We start from the raw sequence: 15,266 nt of genomic DNA, 5'->3' as shown, positions 1-15,266 counted from the left end.
GGCGGGGTTACGCCATCGGCGGAGGGCGCGGCGCCGGGCTGGGCCGCGGCCGGCGCCGCGAGCCGCGCCAGCGCCTCGAGGGCCGCGATCAGCTCCGCTCGCCGCGCCTCGTCGCGCAACACCTCGGCGAGCCGTGCTGCCTCCGCCGCGCCGAGGGCGGGTGCAAGCGGTGCAAGCGTGGACGCCTGCGGCGCGGCGGACGGTGGGCTGGCCCGCTCGAGACGCTCGGCCGAATCGGCCGGCTCGTCGGCCATCGCGGTGGGCCCAAGGCCGATCTGCGCGATCGCGGGCGCGGCGCACAGCAGCGTGAGGAGCCAGGCGAGGATGGCAAGAAATCGCGACAACAGCGTGCGGGTCCGACTGATGATCGCCCCTCCGTTCGGGGTGCGGGGGACGGAACGCGGCCCGGCCGGGCAAGTCAAGCACGGAGGCGGGGCCGCGTTGCGGCCATGCCGTAGGCGCGCGGCGCCCCGCGTGGCATGAAGGACGGATGCAGACCACCCTCACCGTCCTGATCGCCGCCGCCATGCTCGCCACCCTGGGCGTTCTCGCCGCAGGCGTGATCGGGGTTGCGCGGCAGACCGACCCCCGACGCAGCAACGCGCTGATGCGCTGGCGCGTTCTGCTGCAATTCGCCGCCCTCGCGCTGTTCGCGCTCCTCCTCCTCGTGCTGAGGGGCTGAAGCGGGCCCGCCTTGCCTCGCGCCCTGCCCCCTCCTATCGTCCGCCCGCCGCGGCCGGGGCGGTTCGCACGGCCGGCGTCCGCGCCACAACCAACGCTCGCAGGAGGCGCATGAAGCTCCTCGTCCCCGTCAAGCGCGTCGTCGACTACAACGTGAAGGTCCGGGTGAAGGCGGACGGTTCGGGGGTCGACATCGCGAACGTGAAGATGTCGATGAACCCCTTCGACGAGATCGCGGTCGAGGAGGCGGTGCGGCTGAAGGAGCGCGGGGTTGCGACCGAAATCATCGCGGTTTCCGCCGGCCCCGCCGCCTGCCAGGAGACCATCCGCACCGCCCTCGCCATGGGCGCCGATCGCGGCATCCTGATCGAGACGGAAGTGTCGCTCGAGCCGCTCGCGGTGGCCAAGCTGCTCAAGGCGGTGGTCGAGCGCGAGAAGCCCGATCTCGTCATCCTCGGCAAGCTCGCCATCGACGACGAGATGAACGCCACGGGGCAGATGCTGGCAGCCCTGCTCGATTGGCCGCAAGCGACCTTCGCGAGCAAGGTCGAGGCGAAGGACGGGAGGCTTCTGGTCACGCGCGAGATCGACGGCGGGACGGAGAGGGTGGAGATCGCGCTGCCCGCCGTCGTCACTGCCGATCTCAGGCTGAACGAGCCGCGCTACGCGTCGCTGCCGAACATCATGAAGGCGCGCAAGAAGCCGATCGAGACCCTGACCCCGGCCGCGCTCGGCGTGGATGTCACGCCGCGCCTCACCGTGCTCAAGGTCGAGGAGCCGCCGGCGCGTAAGGCCGGGGTGAAGGTGGCATCGGTCGCCGAGCTGGTGGCCAGGCTCCGCACCGAAGCCAAGGTGATCTGACGGCGCGCCGAGGCGGAGCTGAGCGGGAAGGGGAACGATGCGCAGTCTCGTCCTGATCGATCACGACGGCGGGCAGATCCGCAAGCCCTCGCGCAGCGCGGTTGCGGCCGCGCAACGTCTTGGCGGAGAGGTGGACGTGCTGGTGGCGGGGGAAGGGGTGGCCGCCGTGGCCGAGGCGGCGGCGAAGCTGCCGGGGGTGGCGAAGGTGCTGGTCGCCGACTCGCCTGCGCTGGCCGCCCTGTTCGCCGAACCGCTCGCCGCCCTGCTGCGATCGCTCGCCCCCTCCTACTCGCACCTGCTCGCGCCGGCCACCGCGCTCGGCAAGAACGTCATGCCGCGGCTCGCGGCACTCCTGGATGTGCAGCCGATCGGCGAGGTCGCCGGCATCGTCGCCGCCGACACCTTCGTCCGCCCGATCTACTCAGGCGCGGCACTCGCCACCGTGCGCAGCGCCGACGCCGTGAAGGTGTTGACCATCCGTGCCGCCTCCTTCGACCCGGTGGCGGAGGAGGGCGGCGCGGCGACGATCGAGCCCGTCGCGGCCACGGTCGACGCGCCCGCCTCGGTGCGGTTCGTCGGGCGCGAGGTCGCACGCAGCGAACGGCCCGAGCTCACCGCCGCGCGCGTCGTTGTCGCCGGCGGGCGCGGGCTCGGGGCGGCGGAGAACTTCCGTCTGATCGATGCGGTGGCGGATCGTCTGGGTGCTGCCGTCGGCGCCTCGCGGGCCGCGGTCGACGCCGGCTTCGTGCCGAACGATTACCAGATCGGCCAGACCGGCAAGATCGTCGCCCCCGAACTCTACATCGCGGTCGGCATCTCGGGCGCGATCCAGCATCTGGCCGGGATGAAGGACAGCAAGGTGATCGTCGCCATCAACAAGGACGAGGAGGCGCCGATCTTCCAGGTCGCCGATTACGGCCTGGTCGCCGACCTGTTCCAGGCCTTGCCCGAACTCGCCGCCGAACTCGACAAGCCGGCCTGAGCCGGCCGATGGAGGGGATGATGGATGTGCAGACGGCTTCGGCCGACATCGTCGTGCCGGACATTGCCGAGATCGGCGTCATCGGCGCTGGCCAGATGGGCAGCGGCATCGCGCATGTCTGCGCGCTCGCCGGCTACCGCGTGAAACTGCTCGACGTCTCGGCCGAGGTGCTGGAGAAGGCGCTCGCCACGATCGGGCGCAACATGGATCGCCAGCTGGCGAAGAACCAGATCACGGCGGAGGCGAAGGCGGAGGCGCTGGCGCGCATCGCCACGGGCACCGACTACGCGATCTTCGCGACCTGCGATCTCGTGATCGAGGCGGCGACCGAGCGCGAGGAGATCAAGCGCAAGATCTTCGCCTCCCTCTGCCCGGTGCTGAAGCCCGCCGCGCTGGTGGCGACCAACACCTCCTCGATCAGCATCACGCGCCTCGCCGCCGCCACCGACCGGCCGGCGAAGTTCATCGGCATCCACTTCATGAACCCGGTGCCGGTGATGAAGCTGATCGAGATCATCCGCGGCATCGCCACCGACGAGGCGACCTTCCGCGCGGCGCTGGCGCTCGCCGAACGGCTCGGCAAGACGGTGGCGGTGGCGGAGGATTTCCCGGGCTTCATCGTCAACCGCATCCTGGTGCCGATGATCAACGAGGCGGTCTATGCCCTGCACGAGGGCGTGGGCGACGTGCGGTCGATCGACACCGCGATGAAGCTCGGCGCCAACCACCCGATGGGTCCGCTCGAGCTCGCCGATTTCATCGGCCTCGACACGTGTCTGGCCATCATGCAGGTGCTGCACGAGGGGCTGGCGGATTCGAAGTACCGCCCCTGCCCGTTGCTGGTGAAGTACGTCGAAGCGGGTTGGCTCGGCCGCAAGACCGGCAAGGGGTTCTACGACTACGCGAGCGACCCCCCGAAGCCGACGCGCTGAGCGCGGCCCGTCGGGTTGTTGCGACGCCGCGCCGGCGGTTCCATTCTGCTCTCTTCCACGCGGCCTGATCGGGCCGGAAAGGGGTGAGATCGATGCGGATTCCGAACAGGCTCGCCGCCCTGGCACCCGAGTTCGCCGCCATCCGACGCGACCTGCACGCTCACCCGGAGTTGGGCTTCGAGGAGGTGCGCACCTCGGAGCTCGTCGCGGCCAAGCTCGCCGAGTGGGGTATCGCCGTGCACCGAGGCCTCGCCCGCACCGGCGTGGTGGGCACGCTGAAGGTCGGTTCCTCGCCGCGCGCGATCGGCATCCGCGCCGACATGGACGCGCTGCCGATGGAGGAGGCCAACGACTTCGCGCATCGGTCGCGGAACCCGGGGCGCATGCACGCCTGCGGCCATGACGGCCACACCACCATCCTGCTCGCCGCCGCGCGCTATCTCGCCGAGACGCGCAACTTCGACGGCACGGTGCACTTCATCTTCCAGCCGGCCGAGGAAGGGGGCGGCGGCGGCCGCATCATGGTGGAGGAGGGCCTGTTCCGCCTGTTTCCTTGCGATGCCGTCTACGGCCTGCACAACGACACGGAACTTCCCTTGGGCGAGATCGCGCTGATGGAGGGCCCCGTTTCGGCCGCTTCCGATCGCGTCACCATCACCATTACCGGCCGCGGCGGGCATGCCGCGCGTCCCCATCTGACGATCGATCCGGTGGTGGTGGGCGCCCATCTCGTGCTCGCCCTGCAGAGCATCGTCTCGCGCGGCATCGACCCCGCGCAACCGGCGGTGCTCTCCATCTGCCAGTTCCACGCCGGCTCGGCCGGCAACGTGATCCCCGACTCGGCGCTGCTGCACGGAACGGTGCGCACCCGTGACGAGACGGTGCGGGATCGGATCGAACTCCGCATCCGCGAACTCGCCGAAAGCGTGGCGGCCGGTTTCGGCGCCACCGCCCAGGTCGACTACCAGCGCGGCTACCCGGCGGTGATCAATGCACCCGGGCCAACGGAGGCGGCAGCGAAGGCGGCCGCGCGCGTGCTGGGGGAGGAGAACGTGCACCGCACCGTGCCCGTGCGCATGGGGGGCGAGGACTTCTCCTACATGGCGAACGTGGTGCCGGGCTGCTTCGTGCGGCTCGGCCAGCGCGGGCCGGACGGCGCGGGATCGACCCCCGTGCACCACCCCCGCTACGACTTCAACGACGAGGCGATCGCGGTGGGGGCGGCGTTCTGGGCCGCCCTCGTCGAACAGGAACTGCCGCGCGCCGGCTGAAGCTTCCCCTCGCCGCGACGGCGCCGCGCGCGGGGGGTCACGCCGTCTCGGCGAGCAGGGCCTTCCGCGCTTCCTCGAGCTTCGCCCGCTCCTCCGGCGGCAGCGTCGGGTAGGCGAGGTCGAGATCGTCCATGGTGACGATCAGGGCGGAGGCGACGACCAGGCGCGAGAACCACTTGTGGTCGGCCGGCACCACGTACCACGGTGCGTGCGGGGTTGCGGTGGCGCGGATCGCTTCCTCGTACGCCTTCTGGTAGTCGTGCCAGTGCGCGCGTTCGGCGATGTCGGCGGCGGAGAATTTCCAGTGCTTCTCCGGCTCCTCGATGCGCTCGAGGAAGCGTTTGCGTTGCTCCGCGAAGGAAAGGTGCAGGAACACCTTCAGGATCGCGACACCTTGGTCGGCGAGGTAGCGCTCGAAGGCGGCGATGTGGGCGAGGCGGCGGTCGAAGATGTCGTGCGTCCGTTTCGCCTCCGGCAGCTTCTGCCGATCGAGCAATTCGGGGTGCACGCGCACCACCAGCACCTCCTCGTACCAGGAACGGTTGTGGATGCCGATGTGCCCGCGCGGCGGCAGCCGCTTCACGTGCCGCCAGAGGAAATCGTGGTCGAGCTCCTCGGCATTCGGCGCCTTGAAACTCGCCACTTCCACGCCCTGCGGGTTCACCCCGCTCATCACGTGCTTGATCGTGCCGTCCTTGCCGGCGGCATCCATCGCCTGCAGGATCATCAGCACGGACCAGCGATCCTGCGCGTAGAGCTTCTGCTGTTCGAGAGCAAGCCAAGCGACCCCCTCCTGCAGCAGCCGCTGCGCCTCCTTCTTGTCGAGCGCAAGATCCGCCGTGTCGGCAGGATCGTAGTCGGCGAGGCGGAAGCCCTTGCCTGAGGTGACGCGGTAGCGCGCAAGCAGCGCATCCATCGCCTTGCGGCGTTCGGCGTCGATCCCCCGTGTCGGTGCGCGGCGCTTCGCCATGCCGTCTCCCCGGATCGTCACGAGGACGCTACGGCCTCCGTCATCGGTCCGCAACGGCGTCCGGTCGCAACCCTCGTGTCACTGGTGTCATTCGCGAACGGTTGCGCCGCCGCAAGAGTCCGTGTCAGGGTGGGCTCGGTACGACAGCGAGGGAGCCTCGAGGGAGCCTCATGCACGCCGCTCGTCTCCTGCTGGCCGCCCTCGCGCTGCTCGTCGCGATCCCGGCCGCCGCCCAGGCGCCGCAGCGCCCGGCCCAACCCGGCCAGCCGCCGCGCGATGCCGCCCAGGTGACGGTGAAGAACGACGGCGAGATCACGCTCTACGAACTCTACATCGCGCGCGGTGGTACGGGCGGGCGCAACTGGGGCCCCGATCGGCTCGGCGCTCGCGTGCTGGAGGCGGGGCGCGAGTTCACCGTCCGGCTCGGCCCCAATTTCGGCTGCCTCGCCGACATCCGCCTCGTCTACGAGGACGGCGAGGAGGAGATCCGCGAACGGGTCGACCTCTGCCGCGAGCGCATCCTCGTCGCCGCACGCTTCGTGCCGATGGAGGAGCGGACGTTCACGCTGCGCAACCGGACGGGCCTGATGGTGATCCAGGTCTTCGGCCGCGAGAGCGGCGAGCGGGAGTGGGGGCAGGATCGCCTCGGCAACGACGTGCTCGAGGACGGCGCCGAGATGACCGTGGCGATCCCGGCCCGCGGCTGCGAGATCGACCTGATGGTCGTCTATGTCGACAACCGGGCGGTGGAGGAACGGCGCGGCATCGATGCGTGCGAGCTGGCCGAACTCACGCTGGCGCCGGGCTGGCTCTACGCCGAGAACCCTGCAGCATTGCGCCCCGGGCAGACCGGCGCCGGCCCGCGGATCACTCTCATCAACCGCAGCGGGCGGACGGTGTTCACCGTACATGTCTTTCCGGACGGCGCGGCGAACGAGGGCCCGGACCGTCTCGGCGCCGACACGCTGAGCGACGGTGCCACCCTCGACCTCGCCCTCGAGCCCGCTCCCGACTGCCGCTACACGCTCCGCCTCACCTACCAGGACGGTACGCGCGAGGAGCGAGGGGGGATCGATTTCTGCCGCCTGCGCGAACTCGCGATCGCCCCCGGCTGGCGCGATTCGCCCCTGGGCGGCGTGCGCTTCGTCAACGCGGGCCCCGTGCCGGTGATCGCGCTGCACCTCGACCAGCCGGGCGCGCCAGCGGGGCCTGATGTGCTTGGCGACGGCATCATCGGCCGGGGGGAAGCCGCGACGATCGTCCTTCCCGACCCGCAGGTCTGTTCCTACGAGGTCCGCGCCGTCTTCCGCGACGGCAGGACCGTCGTCGTGCCGGTCACCGATCTCTGTGCCGCCGCCGAAATCGTCCTCTCGCCCTGAAGCAGGGAGACCGCGCGTGCGCCTCCTCCTCGTCTCGCTCACCGCCCTTCTCGCCGCTTCCGCCGCGCCGTCGGCCCGCGCGGCGTTCCCGGCCGAGATCGGCGGCCTCTGGGTCGCCGGCTCCTGCAGCGAGCCGGCGGAACTCCTGTTCGTCACCCGCCGCACCTGGGCGCGTCTTGATCCGCAAGGGATGCAGGTCCTGAAGCACGCCGAACGCTTCGATCGCGCCGGCGCCTTCGGCCTCGCGGTGGCCGATGATGCGGAGGCGACACGACTGCTGTTCCGCACCGCCGCTGACGGCCTCGTCGTGCGCGACCCGCCGGCCAAACTGCCCGACGCCGCGCTTCCCGGCGAGGGTCCGGATCTCGCCTTCCGCCGCTGCCCCTCCATCCCGGTCGCTCTCGCCGCGCTGCACGGCGAAGGCCTCTCCTTCCTCGCTGCGCTCGAGGGCATCGCCGAGGCGTGCGGCGGCGAGGACGGGGCGGGCTGCATCGCGCGCGTCTGGGCCTGGGCCGACGTGTCGGGCGACGGGGGTCTGTCGGTCGCCGAGATCGCGCGGCTGGTGCGCGGCCTCGCCTATGTCGGCGCTCTCTCCGCCGGCGCGACGGCGGAGGAGCTCGGCAAGGCCGTGGGCGCGGCGGGGGTGGGCGCGATCGCCGGGGCCTGGGCGTTGCTCGCCAGCCTGGATTACGACGGGTCCGGAACGGTCAGCCGCGACGAGCTGGCGCGCGACCGCTTTCCGCCTCCGGGTCTTGCCGGACTGCCGGCCGGCGCGGCGAGCGATCCAGCGCGGCCGACGGCGGGTGCGGCCGCGATCTCCTCGGGGCTCGGCGCCTTCGGAACGTTCCTCAAGGACCTTGCTCCGCTCGTCGAACGCGGGCGCCCCTGACGCCGGCCGCCCGCCCGTTCGACCGGACGGGCTGGGTCAGACGCCGATGCGACGGGCGTTGCGACGAAGCAAGGCGGCGGCGACCGAGAGCCGCGCCGGCATCGCCACCACCTCCGGCTTTGCCGACGTCGCCGCTTCAGGCTTCGCTCGCTTCGCGGGGGCGGATGCGGCCTTGGCGGTCTTGCTCGTCTTCGCCGCTGTCTTCGCCGTGGCCTTGACGGCCGCCGCCTTGGACGGTTTCGCCGCCTTGGCCTTCGTCGTGCTGCCCTTGCCCTTGCTCGCGGCCATCGCGCACCTCCCTCGTGCGGAATCGCGTCCTGCCGCGTTTGATGCCAAGGCGAAGCGAGCCTGGCAACGGGGAACGGGCCCGCTCAGTAACTGAGGACGCGCGGCAGCGCCTTCGCCGCCTCGATCAGCTTGGCGCACTGCGCCTCGGAAGGCACCCGGCGCACGAGGTTGCGCTTTTCGTTCGCCGCCTTCAGGGCGGCGGCGAGCGTGTCGGGCCGGCGTCGCTTCAGTTCCGGCACGGTATCGACGCCGGCGACCTCGAGCAGGTCGGCGAGCTCCTCGCCGATTCCCTTCACCCGCATCAGATCGGCCCGGTTCGCCCACTTCAGGATCAAGCTTTCGCTGATCCCGGTCTTCGCCGCCAGATCCGCCCGCCCCTTCGGCCGCGCCGCCGCCTCGAGCAGGTCGTCCGTCGTGCGCAGGCCCGCCTCGGCGAGGCGGCGGGCGTAATGGACCCCGATCCCTTCGATCTTGGTCAACGGATAGGCCATCGGCGTTCCCCTTGCGTAACGGCCCGAGCAAAGCACGGAGGACGAGGCGAGGGGAACGAAAAAACGACCGCGCCGCGGCCCGGCCCCAAGGGTGCGGCCGAACCGCGGCCCCTGGGCGCGCGGTGTTGCGGCGGGTGTCAGCCGCGGCGTTCGACCATCAGCTTCTTCAGTTCGGCGATCGCCTTCGCCGGGTTCAGACCCTTCGGGCAGGTCTTCGTGCAGTTCATGATGGTGTGGCACCGGTAGAGCTTGAACGGGTCCTCGAGCGCATCGAGCCGCTCGCCCGTCGCCTCGTCGCGCGAATCGGCCACCCAGCGATAGGCCTGCAGCAGGATGGCGGGGCCGAGGAAACGGTCGCCGTTCCACCAATAGGACGGGCAGGAGGTGGAGCAGCAGAAGCAGAGGATGCACTCCCAGAGCCCGTCGAGCTTCGCGCGCTCCTCCTTGCTCTGCAGCCGCTCCGAATCGGGCGGAGGCGGGGTGTCGGCCTTCAGCCAGGGCTCGATGGAGCGGAGCTGGGCATAGGCCTGGGAGAGATCGGGGACGAGGTCCTTCACCACCGGCATGTGGGGCAGCGGCGTGATGCGCACCGCGCCCTTCACCTCCTCGATCGGCTTGAGGCAAGCGAGCGTGTTGGTGCCGTCGATGTTCATCGCGCAGGAGCCGCAGATGCCCTCGCGGCAGGAGCGGCGGAAGGTGAGGGTGGGGTCGACCTCGTTCTTGATCTTGATCAGCGCGTCGAGGACCATCGGCCCGCAGGCGTCGAGGTCGATCGCGTAGGTGTCGTAGCGCGGGTTCTCCGGCGCATCCGGGTTCCAGCGGTAGACGCGGAACTCCTTCACCCGGCGAGCCCCCGGGGGAGCGGGGAAGCGCTTGCCCTCGCGGATGCGGGAGTTGGCGGGAAGGGTGAACTTGGCCATCGTCGCTCTCCGTCCGCCTCAGTAGACGCGTGCCTTCGGCGGGAAGCTCTGCACCTCGTTGGTGAGCGGCGTCAGCGTGACCGGGCGGTAATCGAGCCGCACCGTTCCGGTCTCGTCGCACCAGGCGAGCGTGTGCTTGAGCCAGTTCGCGTCGTCGCGCTCGGGGTAGTCCTCGTGGGCGTGCGCACCGCGGCTCTCGTGCCGGGCCTCGGCCGAGACCATGGTCACCATCGCGTTCGCCATCAGGTTCTCGAGTTCGAGCGCTTCGACGAGGTCGGAGTTCCAGATCAGGCTGCGGTCCTCGACGCGGAGATCCTCGAGGCTGCGCCAGTGCCCGCGCATCTTCTCCACGCCTTCCGCCAGCGAGGCGGAGTTGCGGAACACCGCGGCGTGGTTCTGCATGGTGCGCTGCATGGCGAGCCGCAGTTCGCCGGTGGTGGAGCCGCCGGAGGCATGGCGCGTGCGATCGAGCCGATCGAGGGCGCGTTCGCCCGCGCGCGGCGGCAAGGGCGGCTGGCTCTGGCCGGGCTTGACCAGTTCGGCGGCGCGCTGCGCGGCGGCGCGGCCGAACACGACGAGATCGAGCAGCGAGTTCGTGCCCAGGCGGTTGGCGCCGTGCACCGAGACACAGGCCGCCTCGCCGATCGCCATCAGCCCCGGAACGATGCGGTCGCCGTCGGGCCCGCGCGTGATCACCTCGGTGCGCCAGTTCGTCGGGATGCCGCCCATGTTGTAGTGCACGGTCGGCAGCACGGGGATCGGCTCGCGCGTCACGTCCACGCCGGCGAAGATCTTCGCCGTCTCGGCGATCCCCGGCAGGCGTTCGTGGATCAGGTCGGCGCCGAGATGCTCGAGGTGCAGCAGAACATGATCCTTGTGCGGCCCGCAGCCGCGGCCCTCGCGGATCTCGATCGTCATCGCACGGGAGACGACGTCGCGCGAGGCGAGGTCCTTCGCGGTCGGCGCGTAGCGCTCCATGAAGCGCTCGCCTTCCGAGTTGGTGAGGTAGCCGCCCTCGCCGCGCACGCCCTCGGTGATCAGGCAGCCCGCGCCGTAGATCCCGGTCGGGTGGAACTGCACGAACTCGGCGTCCTGGATGGGCAGCCCGGCGCGCAGGACCATCGCATTGCCGTCGCCCGTGCAGGTGTGGGCCGAGGTGCAGGAGAACCACGCCCGCCCGTAGCCGCCGGTGGCGAGGATGGTCAGCGCCGCGCGGAAGCGGTGGATGGTGCCGTCCTCGAGGCACCAGGCGACCACGCCGCGGCAGGCGCCGTCGTCGTCCATGATCAGGTCGAGGGCGAAATATTCGACGAAGAACGGCACGTTGTGCTTCAGGCACTGCTGGTAGAGCGTGTGCAGGATGGCGTGCCCGGTGCGATCCGCCGCCGCGCAGGCGCGATAGGCCGGGGCCTTGCCGTAATGCGTCTGATGCCCGCCGAAGGGCCGCTGATAGAGCCGCCCGTCCTCGGTGCGGCTGAACGGCACGCCGAAGTGCTCGAGTTCGAGCACGGCCGGAATCGCCTCGCGGCACATGTACTCGATCGCGTCCTGATCGCCGAGCCAGTCCGACCCCTTGACGGTGTCGTACATGTGCCAGCGCCAATCGTCCTCGCCCATGTTGCCGAGTGCGGCGCCGATGCCGCCCTGTGCGGCCACGGTGTGGCTGCGGGTGGGGAAGACCTTGCTCACGCAAGCCGCGCGCAGCCCCGCCATGCCGAGGCCCAAGGCGGCGCGCAGCCCCGCCCCGCCCGCACCGACCACCACCACGTCGTAGGTGTGATCGACGATGCGATAGGCCCCGCGCGAGGGGCTGGTGATGACGTTCATGGCTCTCCGTTCCCCGATCCGACCCGCCTCAGAGCGCGACCTTCAGCACCGCGAATGCGGCGAAGAGGCCCATGAGCAGCATCGCCGCCTTCGCCGCGAGCACGCCGGCAAGCCTGATGCCCTCGGGACGGATGTAGTCCTCGATCACCACCTGCAAGCCCAGTGCGGCATGCCAGAACGTGGCCCAGATCAGCGCCAGCATCAGCACGGCATTGTGCGGACGGGAGAGCCAGGCGACGACCTCGCCGTGCGATGCCCCGGTCAGCGCCACCACCGAGGCGACGAACCACAGCGTGAGGGGAACGAGGGCAAGCGCGGTCACCCGCTGCGCCCACCAATGCGCCACGCCCTCCTTCGCCGAACCGAGCCCCCGCGCCCGCCCCAGCGCGGAACGGAGCGAGACGCGCGCGATCTTCTCCGCAGCCATCGTCGTCACCCGAGCAAGGCGGCGTAGCCGAGCACCCAAGCGGCGAGGGTGAGCGCGATCGCCGCCCCCACCGTGAGCCAGCCCGATCTCGCTGCGGTTGCGAGGTCGAAACCATACCCCGCATCCCAGACGAGGTGCCGGATGCCGTTGCAGAAGTGATAGAACAACGCCAAGGTCCAGCCGAACAGCATCAGCCGCCCGAGCGCGGAGGCGAAGAACGCCTGCGCCTCGGCGAAGGCCGCCGGCCCCTCGGCAATGGCGAGCAGCCAGGAGACGAGCAGGCCCGCGCCGACGGCGAGCGCCACGCCCGTCGCGCGGTGCGTGATGGAGAGCACCGAGGTGATCTGCGGCCGATACACCTGCAGGTGCGGGCTGAGGGGGCGGCGCACCGGCTTGCCGGTGCTGTCCGTGCCCACCATGAGGGCATCGCGGGCATCCATGCGCCTCGTATCCTCCGCTGAGAGCAAAAGGGCGCGGGCCGCACACGCCTGGCCGTCGCGCCCTTCCTCGTTGTTGCGGGAATGCTACGCCTGCTGCGCTGCAGCGTCAAACGGGCGTGAGCGCGGCGCGTTGACGGAAGGCTTCGAGGTCGCGAAGGTGAGGCCGATGGAGGGGACGCCGAAGACGATCAGCCTGGCGGGGGCCGCGAGCCCGGCCGTGCCGGCCGTCCCTTTCGCGCTGCTCGCCTCCGTCGCCGGCATCGGCCAGGTGGCGGCGAACATGCCGCTGCCCTCGCTGCCCGCGATCGGCGCGGCCTTCGCCGCCCCGGGGGCCGAGCTGGTGATCGCCATCTTCCTCGCCGCCTTCGCCCCCGCCCAGCTCGTCTGGGGCCCGCTGTCCGATCGCTACGGGCGACGCCCCGTGGTGCTTTGGGCCTTGGGCGTGTTCGCCGCCGGCAGTGTCGTCTGCGCCTTGGCTCCTTCCTTCGCGGTGTTGCTCGTCGGGCGCGCGCTGCAGGCGGTGGGCGGGGCGGCGGGGCTCGTCATCGCACGGGCGTGCCTGAGGGATGGGCGCGAGGAGTCCTCGCTCGGCCGCGGCATGGCCGGGCTGTCGATGGCGATCGCCGCCGTGCCGGCGTTTGCGCCGCTGGTCGGTGCCCTGCTCGAACAGGCCTGGTCGTGGCGGGCGGGCTTCTGGCTGTCCTCGGCCCTCGGCGCGGTGATGGTGGGGTGGGGGATGGCGCGCTTTCCGGAAACGAACCGGATGCGCAATGAGCGGCTCGCGCTCGGGGCGGTGGTCCGCGCCTATCGGGCGCTGTGGGCCGATGCGCGCTTCCGCCCGCCCGCCATGGTGGCGGGCGGGGCGATGGGCGGGCTGTTCGCCTTCGGCGCCGGCAGCCCGATGCTCTACATCGAGGTGTTCGGCCTCACCCCCGTCGCCTACGCGCTCTATCCGCTGATTGCGGTGGCCGGCGTGGTGGCGGGCGGGGCGGCGGCGCGGGCGATGATGAAGCGCGGCACGCCGGCGCGGGCGCTGGCGCTGGGGGTGGCGATGATGCTCGCGGGCGGAGTGGGCATGGCGACCCTCGAGCCCTTGGGCCTGTTGGGCAAGCACGCGGTGAACGTGACCATGCTGGTGTTCGTGCTGGGCTTGGGCTTCGCGCTGCCGGCGGCGTTCGCCGTGGCGCTCGCGCCGTTCCGCGACCGCGCCGGGGCGGCCGCCTCGCTCGCGGGCGCGTTCCAGATCTTCTGCGGCGCGGCGGCGGCCGCCCTGACCGCCGTGCTGCCGATGCCGTGGGTGATGGCGCTGTGCGGGGCGGGGGCGGCGGCGGGCTGGCTCGGCAGCCGGCGGGCGGAGGCCTGAGGCCAGGGCGCGCTCGCCTCAGTCGGCGGCGGCCAGTTCGAGCCGTTCGGCGAGGGCGGCGAGCCGCGCCTCGGTGCGGGCGCGGTGCGCGTTGAAGCGCGCGAGCTCCACCCCCTCGAGGCGCTGGCCGGGCAGGCTTCGGATCGAGCGCGGATCGATCGCCACCCGGTTGCGGTGCACCTCGAAATGAAGGTGCGGGCCGGTGGCGAGCCCGGTGGCCCCGACCCGGCCGATCACCTGGCCCTGGCGCACCCGCGCTCCAGGACGCACGGTGATGGCGGAGAGGTGGGCGTAGAGCGTGTCGAAGCCGCCGGCGTGGCGGATCATTACCGTCCGCCCGTAATCGCCGCGCCAGCCAGCGAAGGTGACGGTGCCGTCGCCGGCGGCGAAGACGGGCGTGCCGGCGGGAGCGGCGAAATCCACCCCGCGGTGGTGGCGGTCGAAGCCGAGGATGGGGTGGGTGCGCATGCCGAAGCCCGACGTGATGCGGGCGCCATCCAGCGGCGTGCGGAGAAGCGCGCGACGGAGCGACTGCCCGCGCTCGTCGTACCAGTCGGTGGTGCCGTCGGCGCGGGTGTGGCGCCAGATGCGCAGGCGGCGGTCGGCGAGCGTGAGGTCGAGGAAGAGGGCGCCACCCTCCTGGAGCAGTGTCCCGTCCGGCGAGCGGAAGCGTTCGTGCAGCACGGTGAAGCGGTCGCCCACGCGGAGGTCGCGCTGCAGGTCCACCTCGTGGGAGAGGGCGCGGATCAGGGACAGGATGGCGGCGGAGGGAAGGCCGGCGGCGCGCAGATCGGCGTAGAGGCTTGCGCGAATCTCGCCGTCCGCGCGGACCAGGTGGCGGACGGCTGGCAAGGTTTCGATGCCGGCACGGAAGGTTCTGTCCTCGCCCCGCTCGAGGCGCAGGCGGCGCAGCGGGTCGAGCGCGATTTCGAGCGAGACGAGGCGGGTGGCGTCGGCCGCGTCGGTCTCGAGCGCGAGCTCCTGGCCGGGGCGGAGCGCGCGCGGCGGCAGGTGCGGGCGCAGGGCGGCGGCGGCGGCGGCGATGTCGGCGGGCGCGATTCCCGCCGCGGCGAGCAGCCCGGCGAGCGTGTCGCCCGCCGCCACGGTGAGCAGGATGCGACCAGCGTCAGGTGCCTCGCCTTCCGCCTGCGTCTGCGCGTCGGCCTCCAGGATCGACACGGACGCGCCATTTTCCGTCACAGGAGGATCATCGGCACGGGCGTCGAGCGCGATGAGCAGAGCGAGTGTGACGGCGAGGGCGATCGTCGGGTGCTGGGGCATGGGCTCCGCGCGCCGGGACCGGCGCGGTTGTGAACGGGGAGGCGGACGCTGCCCGGCCGTCTCGCGTCGTGTCAAGCGAGCGTTGCATGGCCGCCATGCTGACGGTGTCCGAAGGGCAGGTCGGGCGCGGTCGCGGTCCACGCCGCCCCGGAGCATCCCGAGAAAGGCAAGGAATCCGAGGGGGTTGGCTCGTCAGAGGGCGGTCCAGCGGAGGGTGTGCGGCCGCGTGTGAAAGACGTTTGACAAGCCCGGCCCCCCTGCGTA

Annotated in this window: 17 protein-coding genes; 8 read left to right on the top strand and 9 right to left on the bottom strand. The window is 71.4% G+C overall.

The genetic code is table 11. The features are described from left to right. On the bottom strand, nt 1–344 hold a 344-nt coding region (locus DWB05_RS13210; RefSeq protein WP_198669168.1), incomplete at its 3' end, for a hypothetical protein. A 146-nt stretch (nt 345–490) separates the two neighbouring features. Between DWB05_RS13210 and DWB05_RS13205 the strand changes: the two genes are divergently transcribed. The 5 genes from DWB05_RS13205 (at nt 491) to DWB05_RS13185 (ending at nt 4,727) form a co-directional block, all read left to right on the top strand. Further along, the gene (locus DWB05_RS13205) at nt 491–682 is read left to right on the top strand and encodes a twin transmembrane helix small protein (protein WP_114377627.1); all 192 of its coding nucleotides are present in this window, start codon (nt 491–493) and stop codon (nt 680–682) included. 110 nt (nt 683–792) lie between these two features. After that, the gene (locus tag DWB05_RS13200; protein ID WP_114377626.1) at nt 793–1,542 is read left to right on the top strand and encodes an electron transfer flavoprotein subunit beta/FixA family protein; all 750 of its coding nucleotides are present in this window, start codon (nt 793–795) and stop codon (nt 1,540–1,542) included. A gap of 37 nt (nt 1,543–1,579) precedes the next feature. Then, a complete protein-coding gene (locus DWB05_RS13195; RefSeq protein ID WP_114377625.1) occupies nt 1,580–2,524 on the top strand; it encodes an electron transfer flavoprotein subunit alpha/FixB family protein in 945 nt (314 codons plus the stop codon). Between the two features lie 20 nt (nt 2,525–2,544). Continuing rightward, on the top strand, nt 2,545–3,456 hold the full coding sequence (locus DWB05_RS13190; RefSeq protein WP_114377624.1) for a 3-hydroxybutyryl-CoA dehydrogenase: 912 nt from the start codon (nt 2,545–2,547) through the stop codon (nt 3,454–3,456). Between the two features lie 92 nt (nt 3,457–3,548). Continuing rightward, a complete protein-coding gene (locus DWB05_RS13185) occupies nt 3,549–4,727 on the top strand; it encodes a M20 aminoacylase family protein (protein WP_114377623.1) in 1,179 nt (392 codons plus the stop codon). Nucleotides 4,728–4,764: 37 nt separating this feature from the next. On the opposite strand, the gene DWB05_RS13180 is transcribed toward DWB05_RS13185, so the two are convergent. Further along, nucleotides 4,765–5,697: a polyphosphate kinase 2 family protein gene (locus DWB05_RS13180; protein WP_232818539.1), complete on the bottom strand. Its 933-nt coding sequence runs from the start codon at nt 5,695–5,697 to the stop codon at nt 4,765–4,767. A gap of 170 nt (nt 5,698–5,867) precedes the next feature. Here DWB05_RS13180 and DWB05_RS13175 point away from each other — a divergent pair, with 170 nt between their 5' ends. Beyond that, nucleotides 5,868–7,076 (top strand): hypothetical protein, encoded by a 1,209-nt coding sequence (locus DWB05_RS13175; protein ID WP_114377622.1) that lies wholly within the window; start codon nt 5,868–5,870, stop codon nt 7,074–7,076. Between the two features lie 16 nt (nt 7,077–7,092). Then, a complete protein-coding gene (locus DWB05_RS13170) occupies nt 7,093–7,965 on the top strand; it encodes a hypothetical protein (RefSeq protein WP_114377621.1) in 873 nt (290 codons plus the stop codon). 36 nt (nt 7,966–8,001) lie between these two features. On the opposite strand, the gene DWB05_RS14735 is transcribed toward DWB05_RS13170, so the two are convergent. From DWB05_RS14735 to sdhC, 6 genes are all read right to left on the bottom strand, one after another. Further along, on the bottom strand, nt 8,002–8,253 hold the full coding sequence (locus tag DWB05_RS14735; protein WP_157967209.1) for a hypothetical protein: 252 nt from the start codon (nt 8,251–8,253) through the stop codon (nt 8,002–8,004). 83 nt (nt 8,254–8,336) lie between these two features. Further along, nucleotides 8,337–8,744, bottom strand: coding sequence for a DUF4332 domain-containing protein (locus DWB05_RS13160; RefSeq protein ID WP_114377619.1), 408 nt, complete (start codon nt 8,742–8,744; stop codon nt 8,337–8,339). 137 nt (nt 8,745–8,881) lie between these two features. Next, a complete protein-coding gene (locus DWB05_RS13155; protein WP_114377618.1) occupies nt 8,882–9,664 on the bottom strand; it encodes a succinate dehydrogenase iron-sulfur subunit in 783 nt (260 codons plus the stop codon). 18 nt (nt 9,665–9,682) lie between these two features. Beyond that, the gene (gene sdhA, locus DWB05_RS13150; protein WP_114377617.1) at nt 9,683–11,491 is read right to left on the bottom strand and encodes a succinate dehydrogenase flavoprotein subunit; all 1,809 of its coding nucleotides are present in this window, start codon (nt 11,489–11,491) and stop codon (nt 9,683–9,685) included. A gap of 28 nt (nt 11,492–11,519) precedes the next feature. Beyond that, a complete protein-coding gene (sdhD, locus tag DWB05_RS13145) occupies nt 11,520–11,918 on the bottom strand; it encodes a succinate dehydrogenase, hydrophobic membrane anchor protein (protein ID WP_114377616.1) in 399 nt (132 codons plus the stop codon). Between the two features lie 5 nt (nt 11,919–11,923). Next, the gene (gene sdhC, locus DWB05_RS13140) at nt 11,924–12,358 is read right to left on the bottom strand and encodes a succinate dehydrogenase, cytochrome b556 subunit (protein ID WP_114377615.1); all 435 of its coding nucleotides are present in this window, start codon (nt 12,356–12,358) and stop codon (nt 11,924–11,926) included. 166 nt (nt 12,359–12,524) lie between these two features. Between sdhC and DWB05_RS13135 the strand changes: the two genes are divergently transcribed. Beyond that, nucleotides 12,525–13,721, top strand: a complete 1,197-nt coding sequence (locus DWB05_RS13135) for an MFS transporter (protein ID WP_157967208.1) — start codon at nt 12,525–12,527, stop codon at nt 13,719–13,721. A gap of 18 nt (nt 13,722–13,739) precedes the next feature. On the opposite strand, the gene DWB05_RS13130 is transcribed toward DWB05_RS13135, so the two are convergent. Continuing rightward, nucleotides 13,740–15,002, bottom strand: a complete 1,263-nt coding sequence (locus DWB05_RS13130; RefSeq protein ID WP_114377613.1) for a M23 family metallopeptidase — start codon at nt 15,000–15,002, stop codon at nt 13,740–13,742. Nucleotides 15,003–15,266 lie beyond the last annotated feature (264 nt).

This window comes from Elioraea thermophila (ex Habib et al. 2022) (assembly GCF_003336755.1).
In the GTDB taxonomy this organism is placed as follows: Bacteria; Pseudomonadota; Alphaproteobacteria; order Acetobacterales; family Acetobacteraceae; genus Elioraea; species Elioraea thermophila.
Note: the sequence above shows the minus strand (reverse complement) of the source record. Positions and strands in the feature narration are given on the sequence as shown.

Coding starts and splice junctions, on each gene's coding strand:
- DWB05_RS13205 (WP_114377627.1), top strand. CDS start 491: ATGCAGACCACCCTCACCGTCCTGATCGCCGCCGCCATGCTCGCCACC.
- DWB05_RS13200 (WP_114377626.1), top strand. CDS start 793: ATGAAGCTCCTCGTCCCCGTCAAGCGCGTCGTCGACTACAACGTGAAG.
- DWB05_RS13195 (WP_114377625.1), top strand. CDS start 1,580: ATGCGCAGTCTCGTCCTGATCGATCACGACGGCGGGCAGATCCGCAAG.
- DWB05_RS13190 (WP_114377624.1), top strand. CDS start 2,545: ATGGATGTGCAGACGGCTTCGGCCGACATCGTCGTGCCGGACATTGCC.
- DWB05_RS13185 (WP_114377623.1), top strand. CDS start 3,549: ATGCGGATTCCGAACAGGCTCGCCGCCCTGGCACCCGAGTTCGCCGCC.
- DWB05_RS13180 (WP_232818539.1), bottom strand. CDS start 5,697: ATGGCGAAGCGCCGCGCACCGACACGGGGGATCGACGCCGAACGCCGC.
- DWB05_RS13175 (WP_114377622.1), top strand. CDS start 5,868: ATGCACGCCGCTCGTCTCCTGCTGGCCGCCCTCGCGCTGCTCGTCGCG.
- DWB05_RS14735 (WP_157967209.1), bottom strand. CDS start 8,253: ATGGCCGCGAGCAAGGGCAAGGGCAGCACGACGAAGGCCAAGGCGGCG.
- DWB05_RS13160 (WP_114377619.1), bottom strand. CDS start 8,744: ATGGCCTATCCGTTGACCAAGATCGAAGGGATCGGGGTCCATTACGCC.
- DWB05_RS13155 (WP_114377618.1), bottom strand. CDS start 9,664: ATGGCCAAGTTCACCCTTCCCGCCAACTCCCGCATCCGCGAGGGCAAG.
- sdhA (WP_114377617.1), bottom strand. CDS start 11,491: ATGAACGTCATCACCAGCCCCTCGCGCGGGGCCTATCGCATCGTCGAT.
- sdhD (WP_114377616.1), bottom strand. CDS start 11,918: ATGGCTGCGGAGAAGATCGCGCGCGTCTCGCTCCGTTCCGCGCTGGGG.
- sdhC (WP_114377615.1), bottom strand. CDS start 12,358: ATGGATGCCCGCGATGCCCTCATGGTGGGCACGGACAGCACCGGCAAG.
- DWB05_RS13135 (WP_157967208.1), top strand. CDS start 12,525: ATGGAGGGGACGCCGAAGACGATCAGCCTGGCGGGGGCCGCGAGCCCG.
- DWB05_RS13130 (WP_114377613.1), bottom strand. CDS start 15,002: ATGCCCCAGCACCCGACGATCGCCCTCGCCGTCACACTCGCTCTGCTC.